11 protein-coding genes and 1 pseudogene are annotated in these 12947 nt (G+C 61.3%); 8 read left to right on the forward strand and 4 right to left on the reverse strand.

Translation table 11 applies throughout. The features are described 5' to 3' along the window. The first annotated feature begins 71 nt into the window (after positions 1 to 71). Together H045_RS20185 and H045_RS20190 are read left to right on the forward strand one after the other, a co-directional pair. The gene (locus H045_RS20185; protein WP_015373294.1) at positions 72 to 1496 is read left to right on the forward strand and encodes an aminotransferase-like domain-containing protein; all 1425 of its coding nucleotides are present in this window, start codon (positions 72 to 74) and stop codon (positions 1494 to 1496) included. A 59-nt stretch (positions 1497 to 1555) separates the two neighbouring features. Beyond that, positions 1556 to 3127: a phospholipase D family protein gene (locus tag H045_RS20190; protein ID WP_015373295.1), complete on the forward strand. Its 1572-nt coding sequence runs from the start codon at positions 1556 to 1558 to the stop codon at positions 3125 to 3127. Positions 3128 to 3213: 86 nt separating this feature from the next. Here H045_RS20190 and H045_RS20195 read toward each other — a convergent pair whose 3' ends face one another. After that, complete coding sequence (locus H045_RS20195; RefSeq protein WP_003231617.1) at positions 3214 to 4707, reverse strand: aldehyde dehydrogenase; 1494 nt, start codon at positions 4705 to 4707, stop codon at positions 3214 to 3216. 229 nt (positions 4708 to 4936) lie between these two features. On the opposite strand from H045_RS20195, the gene H045_RS20200 reads away from it, so the two are divergent. Further along, complete coding sequence (locus H045_RS20200; protein ID WP_015373296.1) at positions 4937 to 5299, forward strand: cupin domain-containing protein; 363 nt, start codon at positions 4937 to 4939, stop codon at positions 5297 to 5299. A 72-nt stretch (positions 5300 to 5371) separates the two neighbouring features. On the opposite strand, the gene rpmG is transcribed toward H045_RS20200, so the two are convergent. Continuing rightward, positions 5372 to 5527, reverse strand: coding sequence for a 50S ribosomal protein L33 (gene rpmG / locus H045_RS20205; RefSeq protein ID WP_003176906.1), 156 nt, complete (start codon positions 5525 to 5527; stop codon positions 5372 to 5374). Positions 5528 to 5538: 11 nt separating this feature from the next. Further along, the gene (gene rpmB / locus H045_RS20210) at positions 5539 to 5772 is read right to left on the reverse strand and encodes a 50S ribosomal protein L28 (RefSeq protein ID WP_003176907.1); all 234 of its coding nucleotides are present in this window, start codon (positions 5770 to 5772) and stop codon (positions 5539 to 5541) included. A gap of 458 nt (positions 5773 to 6230) precedes the next feature. Between rpmB and H045_RS20215 the strand changes: the two genes are divergently transcribed. Further along, positions 6231 to 7823, forward strand: coding sequence for an ABC transporter substrate-binding protein (locus H045_RS20215; protein ID WP_003231621.1), 1593 nt, complete (start codon positions 6231 to 6233; stop codon positions 7821 to 7823). A gap of 18 nt (positions 7824 to 7841) precedes the next feature. On the opposite strand, the gene radC is transcribed toward H045_RS20215, so the two are convergent. Then, positions 7842 to 8516, reverse strand: a complete 675-nt coding sequence (gene radC / locus H045_RS20220; RefSeq protein WP_003231623.1) for a RadC family protein — start codon at positions 8514 to 8516, stop codon at positions 7842 to 7844. Positions 8517 to 8669: 153 nt separating this feature from the next. On the opposite strand from radC, the gene coaBC reads away from it, so the two are divergent. The 4 genes and pseudogenes from coaBC (at position 8670) to argB (ending at position 12927) form a co-directional block, all read left to right on the forward strand. After that, a complete protein-coding gene (gene coaBC, locus H045_RS20225; RefSeq protein ID WP_003231625.1) occupies positions 8670 to 9878 on the forward strand; it encodes a bifunctional phosphopantothenoylcysteine decarboxylase/phosphopantothenate--cysteine ligase CoaBC in 1209 nt (402 codons plus the stop codon). A 5-nt stretch (positions 9879 to 9883) separates the two neighbouring features. Further along, positions 9884 to 10339, forward strand: a complete 456-nt coding sequence (gene dut, locus H045_RS20230; protein ID WP_003231628.1) for a dUTP diphosphatase — start codon at positions 9884 to 9886, stop codon at positions 10337 to 10339. A gap of 246 nt (positions 10340 to 10585) precedes the next feature. Then, positions 10586 to 12001: pseudogene (locus H045_RS20240) on the forward strand (phosphomannomutase/phosphoglucomutase); the annotation flags it as partial. 20 nt (positions 12002 to 12021) lie between these two features. Further along, positions 12022 to 12927 (forward strand): acetylglutamate kinase, encoded by a 906-nt coding sequence (gene argB / locus H045_RS20245; RefSeq protein ID WP_003231632.1) that lies wholly within the window; start codon positions 12022 to 12024, stop codon positions 12925 to 12927. Positions 12928 to 12947 lie beyond the last annotated feature (20 nt).

Genomic DNA, 12947 nt, shown 5'->3' on the forward strand with positions numbered 1-12947 from the left:
CAGATACTGCCCATTCATGGCTGAATCCTGTATTTTCCGCCTATCTGTATTGGTCCCCGGGAGTGGCCGCCATGACCCTTTACGTCAATCTTGCCGAAGTGCTTGGCGCCCGGATCGAACAGGGCTTCTACCGCCCTGGTGACCGCCTGCCCTCGGTGCGGGCCTTGAGCGTGGAGCACGGCGTCAGCCTGAGCACCGTGCAACAGGCCTATCGCATGCTGGAAGACAGCGGCCTGGCAACGCCCAGGCCCAAGTCGGGCTACTTCGTACCCGTCGGCCGTGAACTGCCGGCGCTGCCCGAAGTGGGCCGTCCGGCGCAGCGACCGGTTGAGATCTCGCAGTGGGATCAGGTGCTGGAACTGATCCGCACCGTGCCACGCAAGGATGTCATACAGCTGGGCCGCGGCATGCCGGATGTATTGTCGCCCACCCTCAAGCCGCTGTTGCGCAGCCTCGCCCGCGTGAGTCGACGCCAGGACCTGCCGGGCCTGTATTACGACACTATCCTCGGCTGTATGGAACTGCGTGAGCAGATCGCACGGCTGTCATTGGATTCCGGTTGCCAACTGACCGCCGAAGACATTGTGATCACCACCGGCTGCCACGAAGCGCTGTCAGCCAGCATTCACGCGATTTGCGAACCCGGCGATATCGTGGCGGTGGACTCGCCCAGCTTTCACGGCGCCATGCAGACCCTCAAGGGGCTGGGCATGAAAGCCCTGGAAATCCCCACCGATCCGCTCACCGGCATCAGCCTGGAAGCGCTTGAGCTGGCCCTGGAACAGTGGCCGATCAAAGTCATTCAACTGACCCCCAACTGCAACAACCCGCTGGGCTACATCATGCCCGAGGCACGCAAGCGCGCACTGCTGACGCTGGCCCAGCGTTTTGACGTCGCGATCATCGAAGACGACGTGTATGGCGAACTGGCCTACAGCTACCCGCGCCCGCGCACCCTCAAATCCTTCGACGAAGACGGCCGTGTATTGCTGTGCAGTTCGTTCTCGAAAACCCTGGCGCCGGGCCTGCGCATTGGCTGGGTGGCGCCGGGCCGTTACCTGGAGCGGGTGCTGCACATGAAATACATCAGCACGGGTTCTACCGCCACGCAGCCGCAGATTGCGATTGCCGAATTTCTCAAGGGCGGGTATTTCGAACCGCACTTGCGGCGCATGCGCACGCAATATCAGCGTCAGCGCGACCTGATGCTCGACTGGGTGAGCCGCTATTTTCCCGCTGGCACCCGCGCCAGCCGACCGCAGGGCAGCTTCATGCTGTGGGTAGAACTGCCGGAGGGTTTCGACACCTTGAAGCTCAACCGCGTTTTGATGGAACAAGGCGTGCAGGTGGCAGTGGGCAGCATCTTTTCTGCGTCGGGCAAGTACCGCAATTGCCTGCGCATGAACTACGCTGCCAGGCCGACGCCGCAGATTGAAGAAGCGGTGCGCAAGGTCGGCGCTGCCGCGAGCGATATGCTGGCCGACGCGTCACACTGACCTTTTGCGTAAACTCGCCGTCAGATATCGACCACCGCCCTGATCTGGAACCCACGCCCTTGACGATTCGACGGCTTTTACCGTTTTGCCTGTTGGGCGCCCTGGCGCTGGGCGGTTGCGCCACCAAGACCGCACCGCGCATCCCCAGCGACGCGCTGCCCGCCGCGCAATCGTCATTCGGCCGCTCGATCCAGGCCCAGGCGGCGCCACACCAGGGTCAGTCGGGCTTTCGGCTGCTGCCCAACAGCAGCGAAGCCTTCATGGCCCGCGCCGAATTGATCCGCAATGCCCAGAGCAGCCTCGACCTGCAGTACTACATCGTTCACGACGGCATCAGCACGCGCATGCTGGTGGATGAACTGCTCAAGGCCGCCGACCGTGGCGTGCGCATCCGCATCCTGCTGGATGACACCACCAGCGACGGCCTCGACCAGATCATCGCCACCCTCGCCGCCCACCCCAAAATCGATATTCGCCTGTTCAACCCGCTGCACCTGGGGCGCAGCACTGGCGTAACCCGGGCCATGGGCCGCCTGTTCAATTTGTCACTGCAACACCGGCGCATGCACAACAAGCTTTGGCTGGCGGACAACAGCGTGGCCATCGTGGGCGGTCGCAACCTGGGGGACGAGTATTTCGACGCCGAGCCGAACCTGAATTTCACCGATATCGACATGCTCAGCGTCGGACCGGTGGCCGAGCAACTGGGCCACAGTTTCGATCAGTACTGGAACAGCGCCCTGAGCAAGCCCATCGATGAGTTTGTTTCCAACGTGCCCACCAAAGGCGACCTGGCGGTTGCGCGCAAGCGGCTGGAGGCCTCGCTGGCCGAGTCGCGCCAGCAGAATCATGCGTTGTACAACCGCTTGCGCACCTATCAGACCCAACCACGCATGGACATCTGGCGGCGCGAACTGATCTGGGCCTGGAACCAGGCGCTGTGGGACGCGCCGAGCAAGGTCCTGGCCAAGGCCGACCCCGACCCGCGCCTGCTGCTGACCACCCAACTGGCGCCGGAGTTGGACGGCGTCAAGCAAGAGCTGATGATGATTTCGGCGTACTTCGTGCCCGGCCAGCCCGGGCTCGTGTATCTGACCGGACGCGCCGACGCCGGTGTGTCGGTGAGCCTGTTGACTAACTCTCTGGAAGCCACCGACGTACCCGCCGTGCACGGCGGCTACGCGCCCTATCGCAAGGCGCTGCTGGAGCATGGCGTGAAACTCTATGAACTGCGCCGCCAACCCGGCGACCCCAGTGCCGGCAGCGGGCCGCACCTGTTCCGGCGCGGCAGCTTCCGGGGCTCGGACTCCAGCCTGCACAGCAAGGCAATGATCTTCGACCGGGAGAAGTCGTTTATCGGTTCATTCAACTTCGACCCGCGCTCAGTGTTGTGGAACACCGAAGTGGGCGTGCTGGTCGACAGCCCGGAACTGGCCGAACACGTGCGCAACCTGGCGCTGCAAGGCATGGCACCGGCGTTGAGTTATGAGGCAAAACTGCAGGATGGCAATGTGGTGTGGGTGACCGAGGATAATGGCCAGTTGCACACCCTGACCCGCGAGCCGGGCAACTGGTGGCGGCGCTTCAATGCGTGGTTCGCCACGTCGGTCGGCCTCGAACGCATGCTCTGAAAACCATGGCCCATCAGCTGTGGAAGGGAGCAAGCCCCCTCCCACAGAGTTCATACATGTCACACAGTTTTGGACAGCGGTGTGACTTAGAGCTTGATCCAGGTGGACTTCAGTTCGGTGTATTTGTCGAACGCATGCAGCGACTTGTCGCGGCCATTACCCGACTGCTTGAAACCACCAAACGGCGCGGTCATGTCGCCGCCGTCGTACTGGTTGACCCACACACTGCCTGCACGCAGCGCCTTGGCGGTCAGGTGCGCCTTGGAGATATCGGCGGTCCACACCGCAGCGGCCAGGCCGTAGACCGTGTCGTTGGCGATGCTGACCGCCTCCTGCGCGCTGTCGAAGGTAATCACCGACAACACCGGGCCGAAGATCTCTTCCTGGGCGATCTTCATGGCATTGGTCACGCCGTCGAAGATCGTCGGCTCGACATAGGTGCCACCGGTTTCCTCGAGGATGCGCTTGCCGCCGGCGACCAGCTTGGCGCCGTCCGCATGGCCGGCTTCGATGTAAGACAGCACGGTGTTCATCTGCTGGGTGTCCACCAGCGCGCCGACAGTGGTGGCCGGGTCCAGCGGGTTGCCTGGCTTCCAGCCTTTGAGGGCTTCGATCACCAGAGGCAGGAAGCTGTCCTTGATCGAGCGCTCGACCAGCAGACGCGAACCGGCGGTGCAGACTTCGCCCTGGTTGAAGGCGATGGCGCTGGCGGCGGATTTGGCGGCGGCCTGTAGGTCCGGCGCATCGGCGAACACAATGTTCGGGCTCTTGCCGCCGGCTTCCAGCCACACGCGCTTCATGTTCGACTCGCCGGAGCGGATCAACAGTTGCTTGGCGATCTTGGTTGAACCGGTGAACACCAGGGTGTCGACGTCCATGTGCAGCGCCAGTGCATTACCCACGGTGTGGCCGTAGCCCGGCAGCACGTTGAACACGCCTTTGGGAATACCGGCTTCAACGGCCAGGGCGGCGATGCGGATGGCGGTCAACGGGGACTTTTCGGACGGCTTGAGGATTACCGAGTTACCGGTGGACAGCGCAGGGCCCAGCTTCCAGCAGGCCATCATCAGTGGGAAGTTCCACGGCACGATGGCACCCACCACGCCGACCGGCTCGCGGGTGACCAGACCCAGCTGATCGTGCGGGGTAGCGGCGACTTCGTCGTAGATTTTGTCGATCGCCTCGCCGCTCCAGCTCAGTGCATTGGCGGCACCGGGCACATCAATGTTGAGGGAGTCGCTGATCGGCTTGCCCATGTCCAGGGTCTCAAGCAGCGCCAGCTCTTCGGCATTGGCCTTGAGCAGCGCGGCGAAACGGATCATCGTGGCTTTGCGCTTGGCCGGCGCCAGACGCGACCAGACACCGGAATTGAAGGTGGCGCGAGCGTTTTCCACGGCGCGCTGGGCGTCGGCGACGTCACAGCTGGCGATAGTAGCCAGCAGGCGGCCGTCAACCGGGCTGATGCACTCGAAGGTGTCACCGGAAGCGGCGGCGGTGTATTCGCCATTGATATAGGCGCGACCTTCGATCTTCAGGTCCTTGGCGCGTTGTTCCCAGTCGGCACGGGTCAGGGTGGTCATGCAAGTGTCCTCCTCTTATCAGTACAAGGGCCGGGGGCTATCCCCCGGCAGCCTTAAAGAATGCGTGCCCGGCCAGCCTGCTGTTCGGCTCAAGGCAGCTGCCACCCTAAACCAGCGGCTGGTGATGTTTCAATATATTTGACATAACGCCGGAAAACGCCCTTGCGATGTTCATTTTAATAAACATAGACTTTGGGCTCTCCTACCGCAGGCCAGACGGGACACGCACATGAGCATCCAGGATATCGTCGACTTCAGCCAAGCCAGCACCGCCCCCGAACGCTATCGCCCTGCCGCCGAAAAAATCCTCAAGGGCGATCCTGAGCAGACCCTCTACAACCACTACAACAGTCCATGCGGTCAGATGAGTGCCGGGGTGTGGGAAGGGGAAGTCGGACAGTGGAAGGTCAATTACACCGAACACGAGTACTGCGAGATTGTGCAGGGTGTGTCGGTGTTGCGGGATGGCGAGGGCAACGCCAAGACCCTGCGTGCTGGCGACCGCTTCGTGATACCAGCCGGCTTCAGCGGCACCTGGGAAGTGCTGGAGGCTTGCCGCAAGATCTATGTGGTGTTCGAACAGAAAACCTGATCAGGCAAATCCCAGGCAAAAAAAAGCCCGAATCCTGAGAGACGGGCTTTTTTTCACAAGGAGGAAAATCAATTACTTGATTTTGCCTTCTTTGTAGATCACGTGCTTGCGAACGCGCGGGTCGAACATTTTCTTTTCGAGCTTGTCCGGAGTAGTACGCTTGTTCTTGTCGGTAGTGTAGAAGTGACCAGTACCGGCGCTAGAGATCATTCGAATCAATTCACGCATGATAGAGCTCCTTAGATCTTGCCGGCGGCGCGGATTTCGGCCAGCACGACAGTGATGCCACGCTTGTCGATGATACGCATGCCTTTGGCAGATACACGCAGGCGAACAAAACGTTTCTCTTCTTCAACCCAGAAGCGGTGATGCTGCAGGTTCGGCAGGAAACGACGACGGGTTTTGTTATTTGCGTGGGAAATGTTATTCCCAGTCACCGGACCCTTACCGGTAACTTGACAGACTCTCGACATGCCTCAGCCCTCTAAAACCACATGCCCAACCCGGCATGGGTTGGCCGCTTAATCTCTCAGTCATTTGGCGCCAGGCGCCGCGTTTCTTTAAGGGTCTTACCGGCTACACCTACAGTGAAGGAACCGGGCCCCTAGAAAAGAGCGCTGCTTTATACCAGAAAGACCCTGACGCAACAACAGCCCGTATGTTTTTACCGGCGTAAATCTGCGCAGTTGCCGCCTGAACCGTTGCCAGGAGGGGCCGCTGCCATAGCCGACCGCTCGTCGCACAGAATGATTTTCAGCGCCCGTGCGCGCCGCAAAGCGCAGCGCGTTACCGTCTGAGGCGCCATCAAAACAGCATTTACGGCAAAAGCACAGGCAAAAATGGGCTAGTCATTTATTCATCAGACCACTACGGTAGGACTTTTCCAGACTGCACTCGCAGATGGGCCTTCGATCTGCAAAGGAAACCGACCATGCGCCTCGCTGCCCTACCGCTCTTGCTAGCCCCTTTCTTCATCGCCCCGCTGGCGTCTGCGGCCTCCAATCTGAGCGTGTGCACCGAGGCCAGCCCCGAAGGGTTCGATGTGGTGCAATACAACTCGCTGACTACCACCAATGCCTCGGCCGATGTGCTGATGAACCGTCTGGTGGACTACGACGCGAACAGCGGCAAGCTGGTGCCGAGCCTGGCGGACAGCTGGGATGTTTCGCCGGATGGCCTGACCTACACCTTCAAGCTGCACCCCGACGTGAAATTCCATCGCACCGCGTATTTCACTCCGAGCCGCACCCTCACAGCTGAAGACGTGCGCTTCAGCTTCGAACGCATGCTCGACCCTGCCAACCCCTGGCACAAGATCGCCCAGAGCGGCTTCCCCCACGCGCAATCGCTGCAATTACCCACGCTGGTCAAGAAGATCGATGCCCTCGACCCGCTGACGGTGCGCTTTACTCTGGATCACGCCGACTCGACCTTCCTCGCGACGCTGAGCATGGGCTTTGCCTCGATCTACCCGGCCGAATACGCCGACAAACTGCTCAAGGCCGGCACTCCTGAGAAGCTCAACAGCCAGCCCGTCGGCACCGGCCCGTTCATTTTTACGCGGTTCCAGAAGGACGCCGTGGTGCGCTACAAGGCCAACCCGGAGTATTTCGCCGGTAAACCGGCGGTGGACAACCTGATCTTTGCCATTACCCCGGACGCCAATGTGCGCCTGCAGAAACTGCACCGTGATGAATGCCAGATCGCCCTGTCGCCCAAGCCTCTGGACGTGAGCGAAGCCGAGAAAGACCCGGCGCTCAAGGTGGAAAAAACCGCAGCGTTCATGACCGCTTTCGTTGCCATCAACAGCCAGCATCCGCCGCTGGACAAACCGGAAGTGCGCCAGGCCATCAACCTGGCCTTTGACAAGGACAGTTACCTTAAAGCGGTGTTTGAAGGCACCGCCGAGGCAGCCAACGGTCCGTTCCCACCCAACACCTGGAGCTACGCCAAGGACTTGCCGGGTTATCCACAGGACCTCGCCAAGGCCAAAGCCCTGCTGGCGCGCGCCGGACTCAAGGACGGCTTCAAAACCACCCTATGGACGCGTCCCACTGGCAGCCTGCTGAACCCCAACCCGAGTCTGGGCGCACAGCTGTTGCAGGCAGACCTGGCCAAGGTCGGCATTAAGGCCGAGATCCGCGTGATCGAGTGGGGCGAGCTGATCCGCCGCGCCAAGGCAGGTGAGCATGACCTGCTGTTCATGGGCTGGGCGGGTGACAACGGCGACCCGGATAACTTCCTGACCCCGCAGTTTTCCTGCGCGGCAGTCAAATCCGGCACAAACTTCGCCCGCTATTGCGACCCTGCGCTGGACAAACTCATCAGCGCCGGCAAGACCACCAGCGAACAAGGGGTGCGCAGCAAGCTGTACCAGCAGGCCCAGGCGCAGATCCAGCAACAGGCGCTGTGGTTGCCGTTGGCACATCCAACGGCATTTGCCCTGACGCGCAAGAATGTCGAGGGGTACCAGGTGAGTCCGTTTGGCCGGCAGGATTTCTCCAGGGTCAATGTCAAACCCTGATCGTTGCGGCGGGTGGCGTTACATCCAGCCGTACTCCGCCATCGATAATGGATCACCGTCACCCACGATGATGTGATCCAGCACCCGCACATCCACCATTTCCAGGGCGCTTTGCAAGGTCCTGGTCAATTTTCGATCAGCCGCACTGGGTTCGGCACTGCCCGAAGGATGGTTGTGACACAGGATTAACGCCGCCGCGTTGTAGGCCAGCGCACGCTTGACCACCTGCCTGGGATAAACCTGCGCCTTGTCGATGGTGCCTTGGGACAATGCCTCGAAACCCAGCACGCGATGCCTGGAATCAAGAAACAGGCAGCCAAAAATCTCGTGAGGTTCATGGCGCAGCAGCGCCTTGAGGTAATCGCGCACGGCTTCGGGGCTTTCCAGCACCGAATAATGACGCAAACCCTCGGCCATATGGCGCCGGGCGATTTCCATCACCGCCTGCAGCTGGGCGTATTTTGCCGGGCCCAGGCCCAGTTGCTGATTGAACAGTGTCTGGCTGGCCTCCAGCAGCGGACGCAGGCCGCCAAAGCGCGTCAACAGATGGCGCGCCAGGTCCACCGCGCTCAGGCCGCACACCCCGGTACGCAGAAAGATTGCCAGCAATTCGGCGTCTGACAGACTCGCCGCCCCCCATTCCAGAAGCCTCTCCCGCGGCCGCTCAGCGGCTGGCCAATCGCGAATACTCATGTCACGCCCCTCTCCATATGCACCCCTGCGCGCCGCTGTTGCCAGGCGGACGCTGTGTTATCGTAGGCCCTCTTTTTTGCCTGCGATTTCACCTGGGGAGCAGGCATCGCAGGCGTCACTGAACTGGCTTCACTGAACTGGAAAGGCAAACCAATGCAGCGTCTGTATCGGAAACGCATCGTTCTCGGCGTCGGCGGCGGCATTGCCGCCTACAAGAGCGCAGAGCTGGTTCGCAGGCTCCTGGACCAGGGCGCCGAAGTGCGCGTGGTCATGACCCGCGGCGGCAGCGAGTTCATCACGCCGCTGACCATGCAGGCCCTGTCGGGCCACCCGGTTCACCTGGACCTGCTGGACCCGGCCGCCGAAGCTGCCATGGGCCATATCGAACTGGCCAAATGGGCAGACCTGGTGCTCATCGCTCCGGCCACCGCCGACCTGATCGCGCGCCTGGCCCAAGGCATCGCCGATGACCTGCTGACCACCCTGGTACTGGCCACCGACGCCACCGTCGCCATTGCTCCGGCGATGAACCAGGCCATGTGGCGCGACCCGGCCACCCAGGCCAACACCCAGCTCCTGCAAAGCCGTGGCCTCAAGGTGTTCGGCCCGGCATCCGGCAGCCAAGCCTGCGGCGACGTCGGCATGGGCCGCATGCTCGAAGCCAACGACCTGGCGCTGTGCGCCGCCGAGTGCTTCCAGCATCTGGCGCTGACCGGCAGGCACGTGCTGATTACCGCAGGCCCGACCCAGGAAAACATCGACCCTGTGCGCTACATCACCAACCATAGCTCAGGAAAAATGGGCTTTGCCCTGGCGGAAGCGGCGGTCGAGGCAGGCGCGCGCGTCACCCTGATCACCGGCCCGGTGCATCTGCCGACCCCCGATCGCGTCACGCGAATCGACGTAGTCAGCGCCCGGGACATGCTGGCAGCCTGTGAAGCCGCGATTCCGTGCGACCTGTTTATCGCCTCGGCAGCGGTTGCGGATTACCGCCCGGAAGTCATCGCCCCGCAAAAGCTCAAGAAAGACCCTACAAACGGTGACGGCCTGCTCCTGCAAATGGTGCGCAACCCGGACATCCTGGCCACCATCGCCACCCGCCCGGACCGCCCGTTCAGCGTCGGCTTCGCGGCCGAGACCGAACACCTGCTCGACTACGCAGCACGCAAACTGAAAGATAAAAACCTCGACCTGATCGTTGCCAATGATGTCGCCAACCCCAGCATCGGCTTCAACAGCGAGGAAAACGCCTGCAGCGTGATTGACCGCGAGCTGCACGCCACCCTTTTCGCCCAGACCAGCAAGGGCAAGATTGCCCGCCAACTGATCTCTTTTATCGCCCTACGGCTGAACCAGGTTTAATCTCCATGCACGCTTTGCAAGCCAAGATCCTCGACCCCCGCATCGGCACCGACTTCCCGCTGCCCGCCTACGCCACCCCCGGTTCCGCCGGTCTGGACCTGCGCGCCATGCTCAAGCAGGACACCGTTCTCGAACCAGGCCAGACGATCCTGATTCCTACCGGCCTGTCGATCTACGTCGGCGACCCGGGCCTGGCCGCGCTGATCCTGCCGCGCTCGGGCCTTGGCCACAAACACGGCATCGTGCTGGGCAACCTGGTGGGCCTGATCGATTCCGACTACCAGGGCGAGCTGATGGTGTCGTGCTGGAACCGTGGTCAGACAGCGTTCAACATTGCCGTAGGCGAACGCATCGCCCAACTGGTGCTGGTGCCCGTGGTGCAGGCGCAATTCGAACTGGTTCAGGAATTTGATGAAACACAACGCGGCGCAGGTGGTTTTGGGCATTCTGGCAGCCACTGACTAAGCTGAATCTGGCCGGATGCGTTTATCCGGCCAGACGCCACCGCATGGCTTTTCAGGATGAAGAATGCGCGGATTTAATCAGCGAGATTTTCTCAGCAAAATCAAGGCATTACGCTTTAGTAGGGCAGACGCTGACGCGCCGATGGCCTTTTTGCACTACGAACTCCCCGCCGAAAACGCCGTCATACCCTTCAGTTTGAGCCTGCCGGTCAGTCAGTTAAAGGCCAGCCTTGCCCCTTTCTTATGGAGATTCCCCCCGCGATGAGTACCGCACCCCGCGTCGCCCCGACCTTCCCCGACAGCATTTTCCGCGCCTACGACATTCGTGGCGTTGTGCCCAAGACCCTGACCGCTGAAACCGCCTATTGGATTGGCCGCGCCATCGGCTCCCAGAGCCTGGCCCAGGGCGAGCCGAACGTGTCGGTGGGCCGCGATGGCCGCTTGTCCGGCCCGGAACTGGTGGAGCAACTGATCCAGGGCCTGGCCGACAGCGGCTGCCATGTCAGTGACGTCGGCCTGGTGCCAACGCCGGCGCTGTACTACGCGGCCAACGTACTGGCTGGCAAGTCCGGCGTGATGCTGACCGGCAGCCACAACCCTTCAGACTACAACGGCTTCAAGATCGTCATTGCCGGCGACACCCTGGCCAACGAACAGATCCAGGCCCTGCACACGCGCCTGAAGACCAATGACCTGACCAGCGGCCAGGGCAGCATCACCCGGGTCGACATCCTGCAACGCTACTCCGATGAAATCACCCGTGACGTCAAACTTGCGCGCCGCCTGAAAGTGGTAGTGGACTGCGGCAATGGCGCGGCCGGCGTGATCGCTCCGCAGCTGCTCGAAGCCCTGAACTGCGAAGTGATCCCGCTGTTCTGCGACGTCGACGGCCACTTCCCCAACCATCACCCGGACCCGGGCAAACCTGAAAACCTGGTGGACCTGATCGCCAAGGTCAAGGAAGTCGGTGCCGATGTGGGCCTGGCCTTTGACGGTGACGGCGACCGTGTCGGTGTGGTGACTGAAACCGGCGAGATCGTGTTCCCGGACCGCCTGCTGATGCTGTTCGCCCGCGACGTGGTAGCGCGCAACCCTGGCGCGGAGATCATCTTCGACGTCAAATGCACCCGTCGCCTGACGCCGCTGATCAAGGAATACGGCGGTCGTCCGCTAATGTGGAAGACCGGCCATTCGTTGATCAAAAAGAAAATGAAAGAAACCGGCGCCCTGCTCGCTGGCGAAATGAGTGGCCATGTGTTCTTCAAGGAGCGCTGGTTCGGGTTCGACGACGGCATCTACAGCGCTGCGCGCCTGCTTGAGATCCTCAGCAAGGAAAAATCCACCTGCGAAGAGCTGTTCCAAACCTTCCCGAATGATATTTCCACGCCGGAGATCAATATCCATGTGACCGAGGAGAGCAAATTCAGCATCATTGACACATTGCACGATGCACAATGGGGCGAAGGCGCCAACCTGACCACCATTGATGGTGTTCGCGTCGATTACGCCAAAGGCTGGGGCCTGGTTCGCGCGTCCAACACCACGCCGGTGCTGGTCCTGCGTTTCGAGGCGGATACCGAGGCTGAGTTGCAGCGCATCAAAGACGTGTTCCACGCCCAGTTGAAACGTGTTGCCCCCGATCTCCAATTACCGTTCTGATTTTTTGCCCGGAGCCCTGCATGACCCTCGAACGCGAAGCTGCTGCCAATACCGCCAAGGTCCTTTCCGAAGCGTTGCCCTACATTCGACGCTACGTCGGCAAGACGCTGGTGATCAAATACGGCGGCAATGCCATGGAAAGCGAGGAGCTGAAAACCGGCTTTGCCCGCGACATCGTGATGATGAAAGCCGTGGGCATCAATCCGGTGGTGGTGCACGGCGGCGGCCCGCAGATCGGCGACCTGCTCAAGCGCTTGTCGATCGAGAGTCACTTCATTGATGGCATGCGCGTCACTGACGCGCAGACCATGGACGTGGTGGAGATGGTCCTGGGTGGCCAGGTCAACAAGGACATTGTCAACCTGATCAACCGCCACGGCGGCAGCGCCATCGGCCTGACCGGTAAAGACGCGGAGCTGATCCGGGCGAAAAAAATGACCGTGACCCGTCAGACACCGGAGATGACCCAACCGGAAATCATCGACATCGGCCAAGTGGGCGAAGTGATCGGCATCAACACCGACCTGCTCAACCTGCTGGTCAAGGGCGACTTTATTCCGGTGATCGCGCCAATCGGCGTGGGCGCCAACGGTGAGTCCTACAACATCAACGCCGACCTGGTGGCGGGCAAGGTGGCTGAAGCGCTGAAGGCTGAAAAGCTGATGCTGCTGACCAACATTGCCGGCTTGATGGACAAGGAAGGCAAGGTGCTGACCGGCCTGACCACGCAGCAGGTGGATGAGCTGATCGCCGACGGCACCATCTACGGTGGCATGCTGCCGAAGATTCGTTGTGCGCTGGAAGCGGTGCAAGGCGGGGTCGGCAGTTCGTTGATCCTGGATGGCCGCGTGCCGAATGCGATCCTGCTGGAGATCTTCACCGATACCGGCGTGGGCACGCTGATCAGTAATCGCAAGCGTCCCTGAACACCGCCGTAATCAAAATG

The organism is Pseudomonas poae RE*1-1-14 (assembly GCF_000336465.1).
Taxonomy (GTDB): domain Bacteria; phylum Pseudomonadota; class Gammaproteobacteria; order Pseudomonadales; family Pseudomonadaceae; genus Aquipseudomonas; species Aquipseudomonas poae.